The organism is Actinoplanes sp. GCM10030250, from assembly GCF_042666575.1.
Lineage (GTDB): Bacteria > Actinomycetota > Actinomycetes > Mycobacteriales > Micromonosporaceae > Actinoplanes.
The window spans coordinates 626,901-647,146 of the sequence record NZ_JBHTDO010000001.1; the positions used below are offsets into that span (position 1 = coordinate 626,901).

Here is a 20,246-nt window from a genome sequence, read left to right on the forward strand (position 1 = left end):
GGCTGTCGCGGTGTGTCCCTGGACGCGGCGAGGGCCGCTTGAAGCTGTTCTGGTGGAGCGTGTGCGGCGGTATCCGTCTGATCTGACCGATGAGCAGTGGGACCTGGTCGAGTCGATGCTTCCGTTGATCAAGTCCCCGGGGCGGATTCCGAAGCATCCGCGCAGGGCGATCGTGGATGCGATCTTGTACGTGGTCCGTAGTGGCTGTTCGTGGCGTCAGCTGCCGGTCGACTTCCCGCCCTGGCAGACGGTGTACTGGCAGTTCCAGCAGTGGGAGAAACGCCAGGTCACCGGAGGGATTCTGGAGGAACTACGCGAACAGTTGCGGTTGGCCGAGGGCCGCGAGGCGCAGCCGTCGGCTGGGGTCATGGACTCGCAGTCGGTCAAGGCCGCCGACACCGTCAGCAGCGACAGTCGCGGCTACGACGCCGGCAAGAAGATCAACGGCCGGAAACGGTTCATCGTCACCGATACCCTCGGTCTGCTGGTGGTGGTCTGCGTGATGTCGGCGTCCTAGCAGGACCGCGATGGCGCGAAGACAACCCTGCTCAGCACGTATCTATTCACGCCGATCCGGCACGTGTTCGCCGACCAGGGCTTCGCCGGACGGCTGGTCGACTGGGCTGCTGAGACACTCAAGACCACCGTCGAGATCGTCCGCAAGCCGGCCGACCAGCGCGGGTTTGTCGTGCACCCGAAGCGGTGGGTGGTCGAGCGCAGGCTCGCCTGGCTGACCGCGCACCGGCGACTGGCGCGCGACTACGAACGTGATCCCGCGGTCTCCGAAGCATTGATCCGCTGGGCCGCGATCAACACCATGGTCCGCCGCCTCGACCGCGGCCGACCCGCCACCCGGCAACGCCGCCGGACATTCAGCACGCCCGAATAACAGTCCTCTCAAACACTCCCTCAGCGGAAGCTAGCCGTCGGCAGGTGGTCGCCGACGTAGCCGACGTGGATGCGGCCGGTGCGGCCGCCTGTGTCGTCGTGGAAGTGGATGCGTGGGCACGGTGTGCCGCCCTGCTGAATTTTGACGTGCGCCGGCATATAGACGCGTTTCGCCGTGTCCACGTCGACGGGTACCGCGAAGGTGCGCGCCTCTCGGAGCTTCGTCATGGTGTTGGTCGTTTCGGACTCACTGAGCGCGGCCCAGGTAGCCGGCACGGCGATGCCGCCTGACGGCGGTTCCTGGCACCAGGCGAGGAACGAGTTGGTCCAGGTTCCGGTAGTGCGGGCTTCGGCGTACGCGTTGAGCGCGTCCAGTGCCTTCCACACTTTGATCGCCCACCGCTCCGCCTGCGGGTGTACGTCCAGTCCGGCCGCGGCGTCCGCGGTGGCGCCGATGGACAGGTGTGGCAGTCGCGCCGCGGCGAGTTCGAGCACCTCGACGATGCTGGTCGGCAGCACCACCTCGCCGGGTGTCTGTTGCCCGGCTACGTGGACTTGGTTGGTGGCGAGCTCGGATTCCAGCCAGCGGATGCGGGCGCGCAGGCGCTCGTTGTCACGTTCCAGGTCGGTCAGCTCGATTTCGCCCAGGTCCCGTTCGAAGCGCAGGGTTTCGACCTGGTCGCGTACCTTCTGCTCCTCAGCGAGCTGCGCGGTCAGGTCCTCGATCTCCGCATAGAGCAGCGTGATCTCCTCGCTGGCTTCGGCCAGCTTCGCGTCGGTGGCGCCGCTGTCCGGGCGCAGTGACGCGAGTAGCAAGCTTTGCAGGGCGTGTCGTTCGGCCTCGAGCGCCGTGTGGTCCGAGAGGTTTTCCACCAGGGCGACCGGGCTCGGGTCGATACCGGCCAGGGTGAGCGTGGCCCGCAGCAGCCGGTTCGTTTCCGCGCTTTCGACCGTCACCTGTTCGGGGGCGCTGAGGTCCGGCTCGGTTGGTTCGAGTCCGGGCAGCACGACGGGCTCGTGCGGCGCGGGGAACAGCGTCGGCTGGGTAGCCGGCGTTCGGCGTTCGGCGATGGTGCGTTCGGCGAGGCCGCGGGATAGTGCCCGGCGCACCAGCACATATGAGGAGGGCGGGGTGCGCCGGGTCGAGAGGCCGAGGACCTGATCGCGGACGGCGTTGCCGGAGCGGTGGCCGAGGGCACGCATCGTCGCAGCGGACAGAACCCGGTGCCGGCGGGGGAACGGCTCGTTGGGTAGCAGCCCTGGTAGATAGGTGCGCATTGCACCGCCGTACACATGCAGGTGTTGACCAACCCGGCGGGAGAAGGCCGCCGCGGCGGCGACGTCGAACAGCCGGACGACGACCGCGACGCCGGTGACATCCCGGGCGAGGCGGGTGGCGAACCGCTCCTGCTTGTCGGCGTCGAGCTGGTCAGGGCTGAAGACGATCACTGGGATACGGCGGGCCGGGTCGAAAAGCCATGCGTACAGCTCGTCGATGTGATTCTCCCGGATGTCGAGGACGTCCGAGGTGAGCGGCAGGGAGGCATCGGCGCCCTCGACGGCGGCGAGCAGGTCACGGATCAAACGGGGGCTGCCAGGCCGTACGGGCGTGGTCGTCTCATCCCGGCGGTGTTCCAGATCTAGCCAGATCCACGGGCGATCCGGCCATGGGGCCTCCGCGTGGAACAGCGGTTCCCGGAGATCGTTGGTGCCGGTGAGTAAGGCGGTCTGTTCGAGCTGCTGCGGGACGGCGACCCGAAGCGTGGTGGTCCAGGTGCTGCCAGCGGCCAAGTGCTCCTCAAGCCGGAAGACAGCGGCGTGCAACTGCCGTCCGGTTGTCTTGTCGAGGTAGGAGCCGGTGGTGCCTTTCGCGACGCGGCGGCCGTCCTCGGCGTCGGCTTCGGCGGTGGCACTGTCGAGGAGACCGGTGGCGCTGACCGGTATCCCTTTGCCGGTCGCCCAGCTCGCGAAGAGGTCCGCCGCCTGTCGGTGCAGGTCAGGCGCGGACGAGGTGAATAGGCTGCGGTACACGAGATCGGTTGCCACGTCTGGTCGTGGCTGCCAGTCACTGTTCAGCACTGTCGGGCCCTCCGTTGCTCATCGTCGCCGGTCGGCCGTCATGCCGGGACGCGGTGCTTCTCCAGGTATGTGATCACCGTCTGGTTGGCGGCCCACCCATCCGGGAACTTCACCGGCTCGTACAAGTGCACCGGCTCCGCCGAGGGATGCGCATCGAGCAGTTCGTGCATGCCGGCCCGCCCGACCACCACGCACGCTTGCCGGTGCCGTGATGTCAACACGCACAGCCGCCCGGCCTCCAGGTGGAACGCGGTGGCGTCCCGGCGCCCGGACAGTGGATGCAGCACCACTGTCACTTCGAACTCGCGCCCCTGCAAGCGGTTCGCCGTGTCCACAACGATCCCGGGCATATCATTCAGCGCCGCCTGCAACGCCGCCACCTGGTCCCGATGCGCAGCACCCACCGCGACCCGCTCCTGCGTCACTGCCACGGAAGACGATCCGGACCGGGCGACCGCGCCACGCTCCACGAACCGGCGGGCGACATCGGCCACCGCCGCGACCGCCTCGGCGTCGGTGCGAAGCGTGTGCCGGGCCGGCAACTCCAGATAACCCCACCCGGCGTCGGCCGCCGTTTCGATGACGGCGTCGACCGGGGTACGGCCCAGCGCCCGCGTCGTGAACGTCAGCTCCCGTTCGCCCGGTCCCGTCCCGGTACGGAAGCCCGTGAACGGATAGAACGCGGGGGCGATCACCGGCACGGCGGTGTGCGGGAGCCGCCACGACACCGGCAGCGGATGTTCGGGAACATTAGGGTTGTTACGCAGCAACCCAGCGACCGCCGACTGCATCGGATCCCAGGTCAGTCCGCGCCACCGGTCGTTGTCCACGATCGAGAACGGGTCGAGTTGCCCCGGGTCACCGACGAACAGCGCCTGCTCGAACAGCGCTGCGATCGCCAGCAGCGCGTCCGAGCGCATCTGGTATGCCTCGTCGATGATCGCCCATTGCCACGAGTGGTCCTTCACGTACGCCCACTTCGCGGCTGTGGCGATGGTGACTGCGCATCCGGTGAGGTTCGCGACCTTGTCGTCGCAGGCCACGTTGGACAGCGCGCCGACTCGTGCGGACGGCACGTATCCGCCGGCGCTGAGCCGCCCGATCAGCGCGCCGGGTAGCCGCTGGGCGAGTTTGACGGTCAGGTCGTCGACCTGCTCGTTGGTCTGCGCGACGATCATCAGCCGTTCGCCGTCCTCGACGAGCTCGGCGGCGGCGCGCACGACCAGCGTCGACTTGCCGGCGCCGGGCGGCGAGTTGACCACCACACCGCGGTGCGCCCCCGACCGGAAGTCACCGAGGATCCGCAGGGTCGCGGCTTCCGCTTCGGATGCTGGGTTGAAGCTCATTCCCACACCTCCCGGGCGTCGTCGTCGGTGGGCACGTAGGGCTGCGGCGGCCCACCGTGCGTCCACGGCGTGTCCTGTGCCGCCGGCAGCTCCGGCGACCGGATCCCGTCCGGGAACAGGCTCGTATACGTCAGTTCGTCGCCGACCGCGGGCAGGCTGCCGGGAGCGGCGGTGCCACCACGCCCCATCCCGTTCTCGATCTGGAGCGTGACCAGCCCGTCGGTGATCTCCTGGACGACCCCGTCCTGCGCGGGCCGCGACGGCGAACGCACCGTGGTCTGCGCGACGAGCCGCACCGGATCCTCGGTCCGGATCACTACGAGCGGCCGCAGCACCCGCCGGCCCTTCGCGCTCACGATTTTGCGGTCGGCCTCGACGCTGACCACCGATCCGGTGAACGCCTCCCCGGTCACCCGGTAGTTCGCCATCACCATCGGATCGTCCAATGCGCGCGTAGCGTCGAACTCCCGCTGCTCGCGCTCGAGGCGCTGCAGGCGCCGCGCCGCCGCGACCGCCCCGTCACGCCGCGCCTGCGGGAAGCCGCCGTCACCGACATAGCTGTGATGCCCGGTGAAGTCGGTCCGGTCGACTGCCCACCGTGACTCGACGGTGTCGCCCACGGGTAGTGCGCTCAGCAGGTCGTAGGCGTGCCACATGAGCCGCCAGGTCGGCTCCAACTGGGTACGCAGGGCGTTTTCCATGCGCGTGATGGCCCGTTCGTGGTGGCCGTCGTTGTAGAGGCGGATCGCCGGGGCGAGGATCTCGTTGTCGAACGTCGGATCGGTGGCGGGACCGGCCGGCGGCCAGATCAGCGGATCCTCGGCGTCGCGGGCGGCTTGCGCACCGGTCAAGCCGGCAGGCGGGTCGATCCAAGCGAGCTGGGCGGCGAGGTTGGCGTCCTCCAGGGCGCTCTGCCCGGTGGCCCAGTGCCGGCCGAGTTCGCTGGTCATCGCTACAAGCGTGGAAGAGCCGGGGTGTTCGGCGCGCTCGGCGAACCAGGTCAGCCAGCGGCCGAGCAGCGGCACCTGCGGCGCGACCGCGTACTGACCGGTGGTGCGCCGGAACCGAGTCGAGCGCCCGAAGAGCCGGACGAAATCGACGCCCGGCGGGTTGGGCACCAGCACCTGCGGTGCGTCCAGGTAGCGGGGATTTCCGTCCTTGCCGTAGGTTTCGACGCCGCGCCGCGGCCGGTCCTCGACGTAGCGCAGTACGTGGTCGGCGAGCTGGGCGGCGAACGCGAACCGCAGGTCCCGGTTACGTGGTTGCGGCACGACGAGCAGCGAAGGGTCGTCCCGGTCGATGCCGATCATCGCGGCGAGCGGCGCGTTGGCCTCACCAGCCATCGTCAGGGGGATGAAGATTAGCGGCTGGTCGCTCAGGTGCAGATGCCGCCGGCTTGCTATAGGGTACGAGCGGCCGCCGTCCACGGCCAGGGCGCGGGCGTAGGAGGAGATCGCGCTCATGCCGCCACCGTCGCGTAGATGCGTGCCGTGGCCTGGAGCATCGCGGCGGCTTCGGTCTCCTCGACGGACGGCTCGGCGTAACCGCGGGCCAGGTCGAGGGCGCGGGCCACGGTCTCGACGCTGCCGAGTTCTTCGCGGTCGCTGGTGCCGAGTATGGACGTGCAGCCGGCTGACTCGTCGCGGCAGAAGTACGCCATTTCGCAGCTGGCGAGGCACGCGGGCGCGTACCGGGGCTCCATCTCCGACAGTGCGGTGAGCAGTTGCTCGGGGGAGTGGCTGTCCAGTTCGAGGCTGAGGTCGTCGGGTAGCAGGTCGACGAGGGTGTCGATGCGGGCCAGACGGGACAGCTGGTGGTCGAGAGTGATCAGCTGTTTGCGAACGTCGATCTTGACGGCGGTGGGCCGGTTGGAGAAGTCCTTCGGGCAAACCAGCACGACCTCGTGGGAGACCTTGTCGTCGCCGAGCAGCCGGCGCAGTGCGAGCACGTAGACAGCGGACTGCCGTGCGGCCGCAGCGACCTTGCCGGCGTCGGCCCGGTCGTCGATGATCGCGAACGATTTGATCTCCACAACGTGCATGACGCCGTCGTGGTGAAACGCGACCAGATCGGGTTCGAGGTAGACGTCGTTGCCGCCGACGTCGAGACGCAGCAGCGGGTGGTCGAGCAGGGTGAGCGGCTCGCGGCCGTCGACGGCGGCCTCCAGGGCCTGCCGGGTGCCGACGTGCCGCAGCTCTTGACTGTCGTTGCCGCCGACCTCGTTGAGGTCTTTCGCGCCGACCTCGGTGATCTCCAGGTCCAGAGTTTCGCGCATCAGGCGCACGAGTTCGGCGTACCCGTTGGCCTTGACCTGTGCTTCGAAGGTGTTGCCGCGGGTGATCGCGAACTGCGACTGGCCGAACTTGGCCGGGAAGCCGATGCGCCGGGCCAGGGCGTCCTTGTCGATGCCGGCGGCGTCGAGTACGGCGCGCCGCGCACAGCCGGGGTTGCCGGTGAGCGCCGCCACGGTGCGGGCGTTGTGCCGTTTCGCAGGTGCCGCGCCGCGCATCCTGCGCAGGCGGTCGGGGGTGTCGGGGTGCATTGCGTTCCTTCGCGGGAGAACGTCGTGCGGAGTCTTCGTGGTGCGGGTTCCTGACGAAAGGGAATCAGGTGCCGGTAGCAGCCAGGCCGCTCAATCGGGCGCCGAAGAGTTGCTGCGTGACGGTGAGTTGTTCGCCGGCGCGTTTCGCGGCTGCTTCGCGGTGCGACCGGTCAGCGTCGGCGTGGATGGCGAGTTCGGCGCGGGCGGCGTCGGCGACGGCCGCCGGGGTCATGGCGTCGGCGCTGGTCGCGGCGCCGGGAATGGTGGCGGCGAAGCGCCACAGCAGCCGGCGGGTTTCCGCGCCGGTGCCGGCGAGACGGTCGAGGTACCCGGCGAGGCGGATGGCCGAGGTCAGAAAGTCGACGCGCAGGCTCAGCGGTCCGATGATCCGGGTGGCCATCGGCCACGACGAGACGGCGATCAGGCCGCGGGCCGGCGCGAGGTGGTCGGCGGTGAGGGCCGCGCAGAGATAGTACGGGCGGGCGTGTGGTGCGGACTGGAAGGAGCGTTCCTCGTCGCGCCGCAGGCTGGTCAGTTTTGTGGGTGTCAGCTCGCCGGTGGCGAACGCCTCGTGCACGGCCACCACCAGCTTCGGCGCGGCCGGGGCCCCGAGCAGCGTCAATGCCTGGTGCACCTGTTCGCGTACCGGAAGCAGCGGCCCGGCGGCAGGCCGCGGAGCCGGCACATGCGGCACCTTGCCGTCGTCGGCGAGTTCCTCGTCGAGCAGCGACTCCCACTCGCGCTGGGCCTGGCGCAGCTGTTTGCGCAGGGCAGCGACGCGGTCGCGGTCGCCTGCGATCAGCGCCTGACGCACCTCGGTGCGCAGAGCTTCGATCCGCCGATCGAGGGCCTCGACTTGTTCCATGCCGGTACCGTACAGTCTTCCAGCAAGTTCCAGCAATCCCCAGCTTTCACAAGCCGCCACCCCCCAGGGCACCCACCGGTACGTCGGCATAGGAGCAGACGGTGAGCACGAAACACGTACTCGTGGAGCATCTCTTCGACCGTTTGGCCGAGCTGGATACGCCCGATCAGACCCGCCAGGTCGTGCTCGGCGCCTACGCCGGCGAGCAACAACTGCGCGCCGTCCTCGACGGCGAGCCCGCCGACCTGCCCGAACGGGAGAACCACACGGTCGAACAGCGGCACCTCTACCTCGAACAGATCACCGTGGCGGGGTTCCGCGGCATCGGCCCCAAGACGACGCTGCAGCTGCCGCCACAACCAGGCCTGACCCTGGTCATCGGGCGCAACGGCTCCGGCAAATCCAGCTTCGCCGAAGCCGTCGAACTGTCGCTGACCGGCGACAGCAAACGCTGGGCCGAAAACAACAAAATCTTCCGGGACGGCTGGCGCAACCTGCACAGCCCAGCGCAAGCCGCCATCGAACTCACCACCCGCTACGACGGCGACCCGAACCCAGTGCTGCTGCGCCGCCGCTGGCGTGACGAGGACACCGAACCCGGCCAGGCCGTCGCCGAGGTGAAGCACGGCGAGAACACCTACGACAACGTAGACGCGCTCGGCTGGCGCCAGCCCCTAGAGGCGTACCGGCCGCTGCTGACCGCCAACGATCTAGGCCGGCTCATCTCGTCGCGGCCCAGCGACCTGTTCGACGCGCTCGCCCCGCTGCTCGCCATCGAACCAGTCACCAACGCCGAAGCGCTGCTCAAAATAGTGCGCCGCGAACTCGACCAGCAGCTCAAAGCCGTCTCCGACCGGCGCAAACAGCTGCGCCAGGCACTCGGTGGCGTCGACGACGACCGGGCCCGAGCCGCCGCCAAACTGCTCGCCTCCACCCGGCCCAACCTCGACGCCGTCGACAAACTGCTGGCCGGTGCCGACGACACCGACCCGGAGTCCGCCGCCTACCGATCGCTCACCACACTTCCGGATCCGCCCTCCGCCGTCGACGTCACCGCTGTCGCGCAAGGGCTCGTCGAGGCGGCACGGCGACTGCGGGATGCACCCGACACCACGGCCGCCGAAGGACTCGCCCGGCTCCTCGAAGCCGCCACCGATCACTACGACGCGCACGGCGGCGGGCCCTGCCCGGTGTGCGCCGGCGGCGAACTGGACCTGCGGTGGCGTACCGAAACAGAAGCGCAACTGGAACGCCTGCGCAGCGACGCCACCGCCCGGCGCGCAGCGACGCAGGCGTTGAGCGCTGCCCGCCGCGCCATCCAGGCCCTGCCCGTCGGCCCGGCCCTGCCCACCGCCCTGCCCGACGACTTCCCGGCCGAACTGCGCGAACGCCTGCACGCCGCCCGGACCGCCTGGAGCGGACTGCCCGCCGATGCTGACCCCGACACCGTCGCCGCCCACCTCACTGGCAACTTCGCGCCGCTGGCCTCGATCCTCGCCGAGGTTCGCGAGGCGGCAGCCGCCTGGCTGCAGAACCGCCACGACCAGTGGCGCGACCTCGCTGCCCAGCTTCAGCACTGGCACACCGACGCTCGCGCGGCCCAGATCCACGAAGCGCCATTGGCCCGCGTCAAGGAGGCCATCGACTGGTACCGACCGGTCATCGAGACCCTGCGCGCCGAACAACTCGCCCCGTTCGCCGCCCGCTCCCAGCAAATTTGGGAAGAGCTGCGGCAGGAGAGCAACGTCGAACTCGCCGGCATGAAACTCGACGGCGCCAGCACCCGGCGCCGCGTCGCATTCCCCGCCACCGTCGACGGCACCAGCACCAGCGCCATGTCGGTGATGAGCCAGGGCGAGATGCAGGCCCTCGGCCTCGCCGTCTTCCTGCCCCGGGCCAGCGCCGACGCAAGCCCATTCCGGTTCCTCGTCATCGACGACCCGGTACAGAGCATGGACCCCGCCAAAGTCGACGGCCTCGCCCGGGTCTTCGCCGACCTCGCCGCCACCCGCCAGGTCGTCGTCTTCACCCACGATGACCGCCTGCCCGAGGCGATTCGCCGCCTCGAAATCGACGCCACCATCTGGGAAGTCACCCGCCGGGAGAACTCCAACGTCGAGATCCGCAAGAACATCGACCCCGTCAAGCGCTACCTCGACGACGCCAAAGCCCTCGCCAAGACCGACGACATGCCGGTGGCTGTGCGCACCCCGGTCGTGGTGACCTGCTGCCGCAGCGCCCTGGAAGCGCACTGCCAGCAGATTGTGCGCGCCCGCCGCATCAGCCGCGGCGAGAAGCATCGCGACGTCGACGCCCTACTCGCCGGTGCTCGCACCACTATGCAAGTCACCGCCCTCGCCCTGTTCGACGACGCCGGTGCCGGCGGTCAAGTCTTCAGCAAGCTGGTCGGCGCCCACGGTCCCTGGGCCGCTGACGCCGTACGGGTCTGCAAGGAGGGCGCACACGGGGCCACCGTCACCGACCCCGAACAACTCGTCACCGACATGACGCGGCTCGTCGCGAGGCTCAAATGATCACCGCCGAGATTTACCTCAGCAATGCCGCCGCCCTGATGTCCAGGCCGTCCGCCGGTACCCACGGTCTGTGGCCCCGGGCCGCCGCCTGGCTGCTGCGTCTCGCCCTGGAGGCCGCACTCGATCGGTACTGGCGGGCGATCGCACCCAGCGTGGCGCAGTGCCGCAGCCGGCGCGCGCAGTTGCTGATGCTGCGCCAGTACGCCAGCGCTGACATGGCGAGCCGCGCGGCATATCTGTGGTGGGCGCTGTCCCGGGCCGGTCATCAGCGCGGCTACGAGCTCGCCCTGACAGCGACGGAGCTGCGGCACCTTCATCAGGATGTGTCTGACATGGTGGAGGCGCTCGGCTTCGCCGCAGCTGCGAAAGACCGCGCGTCGCGGTGAACGGGGAGGCGTGAGCATGCCGTCACAACTGTCCTGGCTGGACAGCTCACGAGCTGAACAGCAGAGGATGCGGGAGCTGCTCAACATGTTCAGTGAGCACGAGTCTCGCGACGAACTCGGCATCGGTCAGGTACGCGACGCCTTCGGAGACATGCTCTTTCCTGGCACGTCCACCCTGCATACCCGGGCGCGATATTTGCTCATCGTGCCGTGGTGCGTCGACCAAGCCGAACGACGTGCAGGTCGCGGCAAACAGGCCGATACCGACAGCGTCGAACGCAAAGTCATCCAGGTATTGAAAGCGGCCGGCGCGACCGACGGGCTCATCGGCCGCCGGGCCTCCACCGGCGTGAAAACCCTGCCATCCACCATCTACCGTTCCGCCCTGCGCCACTACGGCATCGACAGTGAATGGATCACCACCGAAGCATCAGGCATCGAAGCCGGCGAGCTGACCGATCGGGCCTGGGGGCGCTGGCCGGCGACGCTGCCGCCACCCGGCCCCGGGTTTCCCGACGACCTCGCGGGACTGGAACTGACTGCCGAGGAAGCTGGCTGGCTGCGCGAAACGATCATGGCGAGTGTTCCCGGAACCCTGCTCGAACACCTGCTAAAGCAGGGCAGCAAGCCTGACGCGGACATGTGGGCGCCGTGGCTGGACGCGGCGGTCGCCGGTGCCCCATCGGACCCCGCTACAGCGCTCGAGCACGCGCGCTGCTTCTCCACTTGCCTGCACGGTGCGGCACTGCTCTACAACCTGATACTCACCGAGGAGTACGAACAGGCTGGCCACACTGGGATCGAGTTCTACGACTACCGGGACGCACTCGCCGGCTGGGCAGAACAGATGACCGAGGTCAGCACATGGGACCGGGCCGACATGTGGGCGCGGCTGATCAGCGTGAATCCGAGGATCGCGGCGAACGCAACGGCGCGCCGATTCATCGACACCTGGATCGACCTCGTCCTGGACGGCGATCCGGAACAGGCCGCCGATGACCAAGAACTTCGTGCCCTGGTGACGCGGCGCGAGAAAGCCGTCAAGAAAACCCAGTCGCGGCTACTTAACGGCACCCTGCTGCGGACCTGGACCGGTGCCTCCGGTACCCGGCAACTGGTATTCCGCTGGCCTCAGGTCAGACGCATGCTGATCGACATCCACGAAGGGACGGGATCGCCCGATGCTGTTGCCGCCTGACGGACGATCGCTGCTCACCGACGTTCTGCGCCCTCCGCCCGGATACCGGCTGGACCGGGCGATCGCTACCACCTTCACCCTCGAACTGGACGCGCTGCTCGCCGCGCCGCTCGCCTTCGCCGCCCATGCTGTGCGCGAGGAGGACGACTCGATCTCGGTGATGGACGCCGTGCAGCGCTGCGCCGATCGGATCGACGTGTTCTGCCAGGCCGGGCACATCGGCGCGCCGGCCACGACATCGGGGCTCCTGCTGCTGCTCGAACAGATGGTCCACCCGGTTCACCGTCCGAAGCCTGGCCGGCTGTTCCACCCGAAGCTGTGGCTGGTCCGCTACGCCGACGATCAAGGCGACCGGCAACTGCGGCTGGTGGTGCTGAGCCGGAACCTCACCAACGACCGCAGCTGGGATGTCTGTCTCAGCCTTGACGGAAGTACAGGCAGCAGGCCCGCTGCGGGTAATACGCCGCTGGTGAAACTGGTGCGGCATGCGGTCGGACGCACGACCCAGCCAGTTCCTCCCGATCGGGCAGCCGCGATCGAAGGACTGCTCGAGGATGCCCGGCGTGCCGTCTGGGATCCGCCAGAAGGCTTTCGGGAGCTGGCGTTCCACGCCCTAGGCGTGCCCGGCGGGTCTCGTCCCCAGTTCGGCGGAACCCGGCACCTGGTCATGGCGCCCTTCGTGGAGGAGAGGGGCCTGACGACCTGCGCACCCGGCAACGGCGAACTCACCGTCATCGGCCGTCAAGAGGAACTGGACCGGATGCCGGAGGACGCGCTCCACGACTGCGAAGTCTTCGTCCTCGATGACCTGGTTGCAGCCGGTGGCGACAGCGAGCTAAGCGCGGCCCTGCACGCCAAGACCTACGTGATCGAGTACGGGCACCGGGCTCATGTCTTCGTCGGCTCGGCCAACGCCACCGCCGCCGCATTCACCGGCAACGTCGAGTTGCTGGTCGAGCTGATCGGCTCCAAGAGCCAGCTTGGCATCAACACCATGATCGGTGACAGTGCCGCGCTGCGCACGATCCTTCAACCGTACGAGCGGGGACCCGCGCCCGAACCCGACGACGAGGCCAGCTGGCAACTGGAGAATGACCTGTTGGAGTTCGCCGCGGTGCCCTTCCGCGCCACTGTGCTCGGCGGTGCCGAGCCGTACGAGCTGTACGTCACCGCCGAGGTACTGCCGCAACTGTCGCCAGGCGTGACAGTCACGATCGGCCTGCTCACGCTGCCCGGGGAGACGGCGCCATTGATACCCGGCACCGCCGCTGACGCCGTCTTCACGAATCTGCCGACCACCTCGATCACACGGTTCCTGGTGCTGACCGCGACCGGCGCCTCCGGCGACACCCGGCGGGCGGTCACGGTCGCCGAATTGATCGGCGACCCCGCCGATCGTCTGGACCGGGTCCTCGCCGAGCAGATTGACACACCAGAGAAGTTTCTGCGGTTTCTGATGCTCCTGCTCGGCCTCGGCACCGCGGATAACCGTGCCGAACTCGCCGCGGCCCTCGGCGCCGGCAGCAAGTGGCGGGGAGCCAGCCCAAACGGACTTCTCGAAATCCTGCTCGGTGCCCTCGCGGACCGGCCGGCCCAGCTCGACGACCTGGCACGGCTGGTAGGCCGGATGGCCGCGACCGGGCAGGGGCGTGCCGTACTGCCGGACGGTTTCCTGGACCTGTGGGACCTCGTCAACCAGGTCCGCCTCGATCTCGCAGAGACAATCGCATGTCCGGTCTAAAAGACTTCCAACGCGACACCGTCGACTACATCCTGGAGCGGTACTTCGGTAGCGACCCGACCCGCCGGTTCCTGGTCGCCGACGAGACTGGCCTGGGCAAGAGCGTCGTGGCTGGTGGGCTCGTTGCTGAACTCATCGAGCGCCTGAATTGCGACGACAGTGTGCAGCGGATCGACATCGTATATATCTGCTCTAACCAGGACATCGCCGCGCAGAACCTGGCACGCCTGGCGGGTCCGCAGCACCAGACCCACACTGTCTCCAGCCGGCTCACCCTCCTCGGCCTGCAATTGCCCGAACTCCGTCAACACGACACCGGAGGCAAGCCGGTCAACTTCGTGTCGTTCACCCCGGGCACTTCCTTCGACAAGGGCTGGCGAACCGGCAAGGCCGAGGAGCGTGCCCTGCTCTATTACCTGCTGAAACGGCCGGACTGGGACGGCTGGCAACGCAAAGCCGCCCTGCGAGTCCTGCAATGCACCAGCCGATCCCTGGAGAGATTCCAGCAGCGATGCGACGCTGTCGCATATCGCGCTGACTCCGCCGGCTTCGAGGCGACAGTGCTGGAGGGATTCCAGCGGCGGGCGAGGGAGCGCAAGCTGCTCGACCGGTTCCAGACCATGGTCGACGACCTCGGCCGCCGGACCGCGTTAACCGGTAGCGAACCGGAGCAGGCCCGCGAGATCGTCGGCGAGTTGCGCGGTGTCCTGGCGCAGGCAGGCGTCGACGCACTCGAACCCGACCTGATTGTCCTCGACGAGTTTCAACGCTTCCGTCACCTGCTAGACCGCGACCAAGGCGGGGAGGCCGCCGAACTGGCGCACCACCTGTTCAGCCACCCGGACGCGCGAGTGCTGTTGCTCTCCGCCACCCCGTACAAGCCCTTCACCTATGCGGAGGAGTCCGCCACCGACGATCACCACGCGGACCTGAACACCGTCCTGCGCTTCCTCTGCGCTGATGAGGGCTGGAACAGCGCCATACGTGTGCAGCTCAGCGTCTACCGTGACGCCCTCGTCGCCGGAGCCGATACCGGTGCGATCCGGGCGGAGGTGCGGCGCCTGCTACTGCGGGTGATGTGCCGAACCGAACGCCCCGCACCTGGAGAACACACGATGCTCTCCGAGCACATCACCCCGGCCGATGATCTCGATGCCGCCGATATCCGGTCCTTCGTCGCGATGAAGCGGCTTGGTACGGAACTCGGGGCACCGGTCAACCTTGATTACTGGAAATCTGCGCCCTACTTCCTCAACTTCGTCGAGGGATATCAGCTCGGTCATCGTCTGCACGATGCGCTGCAGAATGGCCCCAGCGATCGAGTGCGCGACATCCTCGCGTCTGCTCGGTTACTGGACCCTGACGTGATCGTTGGATACGGCTTGGTCGACCTTGGCAACAGCAAGCTGCGCAAGTTAGCAGACCAGACGGTAGGGCAGGACTGGTGGCAACTGCTGTGGATGCCGCCCTCACTGCAGTACTACCGGCTAGGTGAGCCGTTCGCGCGCGCGGCCGAGCAGCAAATGACCAAACGACTGGTGTTCTCTTCCTGGAACGCCACGCCGACTGCGGTTTCCGCCCTGCTCAGCTACGAGGCCGAGCGGAGGGTGCGCAAGGACCGCCCTGATCCGCCCCGCTCCCGGCTCGACTACCGCACTGATGACGGCAAGGCCGCGGCAATGAGCACGCTTGTGCTGTTCTGGCCACATCCCGGGCTGGCCTACGAGTGCGATCCCCAGGCCGTCGCCAGAACCCACCCGGACCGGCTCATGAGCCTGCCCGAGGTAGAAGCCGCGTGCCGTGCCCGGCTCGGCGAGGCTCTCCCCGACAACCTCCACGGAGAGCACCACACTGGTGAGCGGCAACCGTGGCGTGCCGTGCTGCGCTGGCCTGGGGCTCTGCCCTCGCCGGATTTCACGGCCGCCGACGCAGTGAACGTCATGCAAGATCCCGATACACCCGAAGAGACCTACCTTGGTCTTCAACGGCACGTGGAACACGTCCTTACTACCGTGACGGACGATCGCGAGCCGGTCGGCGCGGACCCCGTCGGCGTCCTCGACGAGTTGGTCCCGATTGGTATGCATGCGCCCGGCAACGTTGCCTGGCGCGCGCTGCGTCGGCTAGTCACCGAAGAGGACGAAGTCACACCGCTGGGTTTGTGGAGCGCGGCGGCAGTGATCGGCGACGGCTTGCGCAGCGTCTTCAACCGTCCCGATTCGATGGCACTGCTTGACCGGCTTGACCTAGGCGGTCACTACTGGCAGGCGGTATTGCAGTATTGCGCCGCAGGAGGACTGCAAGCCGTCCTGGATGAGTATCTCCACGTGCTGCACAGCTCGGCGGGCGACCGCAAATGCACCGACGACGACCTCTGGCACCTAGCGAGTACCGTGTGGGCGGCGCTGACGTTGAGGCCGGCACCGTACGTCGCGTCCAACCCACTGGACTACCAGAGGCCTATCCGGATTATGGGCCGGTTCGCACTACGCTACGGCGGGCGCACCGACAACGAGGCGACCGCCGACCGCACCAAAGCGGTGCGCCAGGCCTTCAACAGCCCGTTCTGGCCGTTCGTCGTCAGCACCACTAGCGCCGGGCAGGAAGGCATCGACTTCCACACCTACTGTTCGGCAGTGGTGCACTGGAACACGCCGGCCAACCCCGTGGACTTCGAACAACGGGAAGGCCGGGTACATCGCTTCGGTGGACACGCCGTCCGGCGCAACGTCGCTGCCCGGCATCGTGCCGAAGCGCTGTGCTCACCGACGACCGATGTGTGGAAGGCCGCCTACGACGCCGCCCGCGAGACTTCACACCTGGGCGATCTGATGCCGTACTGGGTGTATCCCGGCCCGGCAACGATCGAACGCCATCTGCTGCCGTTGCCGCTGAGCCGCGACCTGCCCCGTTACCGTCAGCTGCAGCGGGACTTGGCGCTGTATCGGCTGACGTTCGGCCAGCCTCGGCAGGAGGACATGCTGACACTGCTGGCTAGTACCGGCCGGACAACGGACATGGGTGAGGTGATCGATTTACGGCCGCCCGGCCGCACCTGAGGGCAGCACTTACAGTGGTTGGTCTCGCCCATCTTCTGGCCTGGAATCCAGTCGGCATACGAACTGATCTGGGGCGACGACCACGGGCAGGCACACGCCCTCACCCACGTGGCGCCCCGATCCAGGGCGAGATCAACTGGGATGTGGGCTGGTTCTTCCTCGCCGGCGTATCTGCGGAAGAGGGATCGGGACAGAACAGCCCTTGCCTCCCTCCCCTCTCTACTACGTCTGCTCCCGTGGATCTCATCTCGTGGCCGGAGCGTTCTGTCGAGCGTTCGGGCGCCGGCTGACCTCTCCCCGGCGGCAGGAGATGTCAGGCTCTCGGCGATCAAGTCCGTCGCAAGTAGCCAGTGGTCTCGCTGGCTCATGGCTGCCAGGTCAGGATGTTGGGTAGGCGTACGCCAATGAGACGTCCTCTGAGAAACGGGGGGCTCAGCGCCTGGTCTATGCCGGCGTGTGTGGTCGCGTGTCATCACGGGAAGCATGAGGCGTGTGCGGCTTCGCTGGGCGTTTGCGGCGTGCTTTGTGGCGGGCTGCGCGTCCGCGGTCTCGGTAATGTTCCTCATCGGACAGAGACTTCAGCGGGCCGACCAGTGGTCCAGCGTCGCCGCGTTCGGCGCCACGGTGATCTTCGGGCTGCTCAGTGTTTATTTCGCTGTGCGCCGTGCGAGAACGCCGCTGGCTCCCGCCGCCGCGGCTGAGCCCGGTCCGGCCGGCACGGAGGGCGGCCGGGACATCAACGTCTCCGGCGGGAATGTGGCGTACGCCGAAAACGGCCCTCAGGCGAACCATTTCCACAGCCCGCCCGGGCGTGCCCACGGATTCACGGATGAACAGCGATGCCTCCTCAGAGGTGCTCACAAGGTGTTGTGCAACGCGCTGCGCGGCGAGCATGAACATTTCGATCACCTGCGAGCAGCACCGCGCGACGTCAGCGGCGATGTCACTGCGGACATGACCATCCGGGAGGCCACCGTCGGTGCGCTCGACCGCTACCTCAAGACCCTCGCCAAAACCCATCATTCCGCAGCGCAGCGCTGTAAGGCACCCTGTTGCAGATGTTCAGCCTGGCAGTCCGCCACGGTGCACTCCCAGTCAACCCGGTCCGCGACGTCGGCCGGCTGCCGCGACCACGCAAGATCGTCGTCGCCATGACCTTCGAAGAGATCGAACGAGTACGTCACGCTCTGCACCTATGGCGTACCACCAAAGCCGTTGGACCCAACGAGAGCCGAGCCTGCACCGACCTGTTCGATCTGCTCCTGTCCACCGGCTGCCGCATCGGTGGGGCCTGTGCCTTGCGCTGGCACGACGGTCTTTCCGGACTGTCCATCGTGCCTGCGGCTCCCCGGCACGATGACCGGCGGCTCGCACCAACGACCAAGACGATCAGAGATCAGGCTGGCGATACCGGCATGGAAGGCAGGTAGTCGTAGCCGCTCATTCGCAGGTCGTCCGGAATCGCTGCAAGCCATCTAGTTTGGGGCATGGGGAGGGCCTCGACCGCCTCTTCCCGCATGGCGAATCTAGGCAGCCGGGCCGTCAGCCATGGCTAAGACTCCGTACTCTAGATCGCGATGCTCATGTACGCCGCTCCTGACGCCCCGAGTTGGACGGACAAGCTTGAAGCGTGGTCTACCCTTGGTGGTGCCATCTTCACCGCCTCCGCCGTCATCGTTGCCTTTCTGGTCTGGCGCCACGACCAGCGCTTGAGGCGCGAGGACGAGCTAGGCCGTGAGTCCTCGGCGGCGCGTCGAGTCCTGACAAAGGTTGACCTGATCGGCGATAGAGAACAAGGCCTTCTTGGGGTTAGCTATGTAGTGAGGAACAATAGCCAAGAGGCAATATCGGACATCGGTGCTGTTTTGGACTTTGCCGAACCAGCTCCCCATATCGACATCCGCGATATTCCTGAACTGCAGCCCGGTGCTCGACACTCCGATAAATCTCTTTTTGAGGCGCCTCAGTTCTGGCCGAAAAGCAGGATGTCGTTTCAGACAGGGGAGAGGATCGCACCGGCCGAGATCACGCTCTGGTTTACCGACAGCAACGGGTTCCGTTGGAAACGCATCGGTCGAAGCGAACCGGAGCGTCAAGGGCGGATCCGAGTCAAGAACCGGGTAACTCCGCTGCTCCTTGAGTACCTACGCCTGACACCAGCCGCCCGGCAAGTCCGTTTCTTTTATTACCAGTGGCGCCGTCGTTTTTTCAACTTACTCACCGACAAGCTCGATGAACGGCACCGAGATCCGCCCGCGCCGTTCAGGGCATACCTTGGTCGCTTTGCGGCAGACGTCTGGAAGCACCTTTCCCAAGTCTTGATCACCATGTGGGGTCCTTGGCCTTGGAGGTAAGGAGATGGCCATGACTCTTGAGCCTGCGGACGCTGTCACTGGGACGTGTTAGGTGCCGTCCTAGCAGAGCGAGCTGACCGCGAACTTCCAACCCCGGCCGCCGCGGGCGTGCCCATCCCTGGCATGACTCGGGGTCCTGGCTCATGGGAGCGCGCTGGGAGCACGGCGCTGACCCGGCCACGTCGCAGCGCTCGACTAAGGTGCCGGCGGTGGGGGAGCAAACTGCTCTTCGACAGCTTGATGTCTTCCCTGTTCAGAAGGCTTTCCGGCAATGGTGGGGAGCGCCGCCACGATGAAACCGTGCTGTGTGGGACGGGTGGTGCGGCGCTGCTCCTAAGATCGACGATCGGACTGGGAGCACGCGGGGTCGAAATCAGCAGCGCCGAACAGCGCCGGGCGGCGTTCAGCGGCGTCGGGCGACGGCGGCCGAGCAGACCATGAATGTGTCTGTACTGGTCAGCGGCTTGATGGGGCTACGTGCACACAGGAGTGCTCCATCGAACGGCGCCCAACAGCGTCGAAGAGCACGCGTATGCAGGTCAATAGCGTCGTATCGCGTGACTACTTTCCTGAGGCTGCTCCCATGAACTTTCTTTCCTGAGCGGAGCGTTCTGTCGAGCGTTCAAGCGTTTGCTGACCACTACTCGGCGGTAGGAGCGGTCGCGGCTTCCGCCGGGCCGGAAGCCGTTTCATCGCTGTTTTAGGCTGTCGAGGATTTCATCGTCGCCGAGGTTGGCGCGTTCGGCGTCGTTGAGAATCCATTGATCGTCCGGTGGTGCGCCGATGGCCCTTATCCCGGCGACGATGCGGGCGTAGAAAAGGACGAGGAACAGCTCCGCGGGAGAGCGGCTCAGCCTGCGACCGCGTAGCTGGGCGCAGGGGCAGTTGTCGTACAGAGCGCCCAGCAGGTCTTGGATGGGGCCGAGGTGGAGAACGGCTACATCGTCGGCATCGGCTGGGTCGCTCGGTGCCGGCCGGCGGACGTCAAGCTGGAGAGCCCACCGTCCGCGATAGCTGCCCTGCAGTACACCGGCCGGCCGCGGGTGAGCAGCCGCGTTGGCTGAGTCAGGATTCGAACAGAGTCGCACCGGCGGCTCACCGAGAGTCATGACGACCAGCAAAGCCGACGCCGGGACGACCGTCGAGATGGGGCACCCGTTCGGGTGGAAGGTGGACCGATGACATCGGTCCCTGCTGTCACGATCGAGGTGCCCGGTGGACCTCACCCTGGCTTCCGCGGAGGGATACGGGAAA

General features: G+C 67.3%; 14 protein-coding genes and 1 pseudogene. 9 read left to right on the forward strand and 6 right to left on the reverse strand.

The window, feature by feature from the left end; genetic code table 11:
* Positions 1 to 10 precede the first annotated feature (10 nt).
* A pseudogene (locus ACFQV6_RS02785) lies at positions 11 to 923 on the forward strand (IS5 family transposase).
* On the opposite strand, the gene ACFQV6_RS02790 reads toward ACFQV6_RS02785, so the two are convergent.
* The 5 genes from ACFQV6_RS02790 to ACFQV6_RS02810 form a co-directional block, all read right to left on the reverse strand.
* Positions 910 to 2,934 carry a hypothetical protein gene (locus ACFQV6_RS02790; RefSeq protein WP_378025669.1) on the reverse strand — a complete coding sequence of 675 codons (2,025 nt, stop codon included), beginning with the start codon at positions 2,932 to 2,934 and terminating at the stop codon, positions 910 to 912. The pseudogene ACFQV6_RS02785 and the gene ACFQV6_RS02790 overlap by 14 nt on opposite strands.
* A 71-nt stretch (positions 2,935 to 3,005) precedes the next feature.
* On the reverse strand, positions 3,006 to 4,313 hold the full coding sequence (locus ACFQV6_RS02795) for an AAA domain-containing protein (protein WP_378025670.1): 1,308 nt from the start codon (positions 4,311 to 4,313) through the stop codon (positions 3,006 to 3,008).
* Positions 4,310 to 5,776 (reverse strand): hypothetical protein, encoded by a 1,467-nt coding sequence (locus tag ACFQV6_RS02800; RefSeq protein WP_378025671.1) that lies wholly within the window; start codon positions 5,774 to 5,776, stop codon positions 4,310 to 4,312. The genes ACFQV6_RS02795 and ACFQV6_RS02800 overlap by 4 nt, the downstream gene beginning before the upstream one ends.
* On the reverse strand, positions 5,773 to 6,855 hold the full coding sequence (locus ACFQV6_RS02805; protein ID WP_378025672.1) for a hypothetical protein: 1,083 nt from the start codon (positions 6,853 to 6,855) through the stop codon (positions 5,773 to 5,775). Before ACFQV6_RS02805 ends, ACFQV6_RS02800 begins: the two co-directional genes overlap by 4 nt.
* A gap of 64 nt (positions 6,856 to 6,919) precedes the next feature.
* Positions 6,920 to 7,720 carry a hypothetical protein gene (locus ACFQV6_RS02810; protein ID WP_378025673.1) on the reverse strand — a complete coding sequence of 267 codons (801 nt, stop codon included), beginning with the start codon at positions 7,718 to 7,720 and terminating at the stop codon, positions 6,920 to 6,922.
* Between the two features lie 101 nt (positions 7,721 to 7,821).
* On the opposite strand from ACFQV6_RS02810, the gene ACFQV6_RS02815 reads away from it, so the two are divergent.
* The 8 genes from ACFQV6_RS02815 (at position 7,822) to ACFQV6_RS02850 (ending at position 18,992) form a co-directional block, all read left to right on the forward strand.
* Positions 7,822 to 10,254 carry an AAA family ATPase gene (locus tag ACFQV6_RS02815; protein ID WP_378025674.1) on the forward strand — a complete coding sequence of 811 codons (2,433 nt, stop codon included), beginning with the start codon at positions 7,822 to 7,824 and terminating at the stop codon, positions 10,252 to 10,254.
* Positions 10,251 to 10,640, forward strand: a complete 390-nt coding sequence (locus tag ACFQV6_RS02820) for a hypothetical protein (protein ID WP_378025675.1) — start codon at positions 10,251 to 10,253, stop codon at positions 10,638 to 10,640. Before ACFQV6_RS02815 ends, ACFQV6_RS02820 begins: the two co-directional genes overlap by 4 nt.
* 16 nt (positions 10,641 to 10,656) lie before the next feature.
* A complete protein-coding gene (locus tag ACFQV6_RS02825; protein ID WP_378025676.1) occupies positions 10,657 to 11,838 on the forward strand; it encodes a DUF6361 family protein in 1,182 nt (393 codons plus the stop codon).
* A complete protein-coding gene (locus ACFQV6_RS02830; RefSeq protein ID WP_378025677.1) occupies positions 11,822 to 13,579 on the forward strand; it encodes a phospholipase D family protein in 1,758 nt (585 codons plus the stop codon). Before ACFQV6_RS02825 ends, ACFQV6_RS02830 begins: the two co-directional genes overlap by 17 nt.
* Positions 13,567 to 16,638 (forward strand): helicase-related protein, encoded by a 3,072-nt coding sequence (locus tag ACFQV6_RS02835; protein ID WP_378025678.1) that lies wholly within the window; start codon positions 13,567 to 13,569, stop codon positions 16,636 to 16,638. Before ACFQV6_RS02830 ends, ACFQV6_RS02835 begins: the two co-directional genes overlap by 13 nt.
* A 555-nt stretch (positions 16,639 to 17,193) precedes the next feature.
* The gene (locus ACFQV6_RS02840; protein WP_378025679.1) at positions 17,194 to 17,793 is read left to right on the forward strand and encodes a hypothetical protein; all 600 of its coding nucleotides are present in this window, start codon (positions 17,194 to 17,196) and stop codon (positions 17,791 to 17,793) included.
* Positions 17,790 to 18,068 (forward strand): hypothetical protein, encoded by a 279-nt coding sequence (locus tag ACFQV6_RS02845; protein ID WP_378025680.1) that lies wholly within the window; start codon positions 17,790 to 17,792, stop codon positions 18,066 to 18,068. The genes ACFQV6_RS02840 and ACFQV6_RS02845 overlap by 4 nt, the downstream gene beginning before the upstream one ends.
* A gap of 147 nt (positions 18,069 to 18,215) precedes the next feature.
* The gene (locus ACFQV6_RS02850; protein ID WP_378025681.1) at positions 18,216 to 18,992 is read left to right on the forward strand and encodes a hypothetical protein; all 777 of its coding nucleotides are present in this window, start codon (positions 18,216 to 18,218) and stop codon (positions 18,990 to 18,992) included.
* Between the two features lie 689 nt (positions 18,993 to 19,681).
* Here ACFQV6_RS02850 and ACFQV6_RS02855 read toward each other — a convergent pair.
* Positions 19,682 to 20,101, reverse strand: a complete 420-nt coding sequence (locus tag ACFQV6_RS02855; RefSeq protein ID WP_378025682.1) for a hypothetical protein — start codon at positions 20,099 to 20,101, stop codon at positions 19,682 to 19,684.
* Positions 20,102 to 20,246: the final 145 nt, after the last annotated feature.

Bases quoted from the DNA above. Each gene is read 5' to 3' on its own strand.
- ACFQV6_RS02830 (WP_378025677.1), top strand. From the start codon at position 11,822: ATGCTGTTGCCGCCTGACGGACGATCGCTGCTCACCGACGTTCTGCGC.
- ACFQV6_RS02800 (WP_378025671.1), bottom strand. From the start codon at position 5,776: ATGAGCGCGATCTCCTCCTACGCCCGCGCCCTGGCCGTGGACGGCGGC.
- ACFQV6_RS02805 (WP_378025672.1), bottom strand. From the start codon at position 6,855: ATGCACCCCGACACCCCCGACCGCCTGCGCAGGATGCGCGGCGCGGCA.
- ACFQV6_RS02850 (WP_378025681.1), top strand. From the start codon at position 18,216: ATGCTCATGTACGCCGCTCCTGACGCCCCGAGTTGGACGGACAAGCTT.
- ACFQV6_RS02820 (WP_378025675.1), top strand. From the start codon at position 10,251: ATGATCACCGCCGAGATTTACCTCAGCAATGCCGCCGCCCTGATGTCC.
- ACFQV6_RS02825 (WP_378025676.1), top strand. From the start codon at position 10,657: ATGCCGTCACAACTGTCCTGGCTGGACAGCTCACGAGCTGAACAGCAG.
- ACFQV6_RS02810 (WP_378025673.1), bottom strand. From the start codon at position 7,720: ATGGAACAAGTCGAGGCCCTCGATCGGCGGATCGAAGCTCTGCGCACC.
- ACFQV6_RS02840 (WP_378025679.1), top strand. From the start codon at position 17,194: ATGTTCCTCATCGGACAGAGACTTCAGCGGGCCGACCAGTGGTCCAGC.
- ACFQV6_RS02795 (WP_378025670.1), bottom strand. From the start codon at position 4,313: ATGAGCTTCAACCCAGCATCCGAAGCGGAAGCCGCGACCCTGCGGATC.
- ACFQV6_RS02835 (WP_378025678.1), top strand. From the start codon at position 13,567: ATGTCCGGTCTAAAAGACTTCCAACGCGACACCGTCGACTACATCCTG.
- ACFQV6_RS02855 (WP_378025682.1), bottom strand. From the start codon at position 20,101: ATGACTCTCGGTGAGCCGCCGGTGCGACTCTGTTCGAATCCTGACTCA.
- ACFQV6_RS02845 (WP_378025680.1), top strand. From the start codon at position 17,790: ATGACCTTCGAAGAGATCGAACGAGTACGTCACGCTCTGCACCTATGG.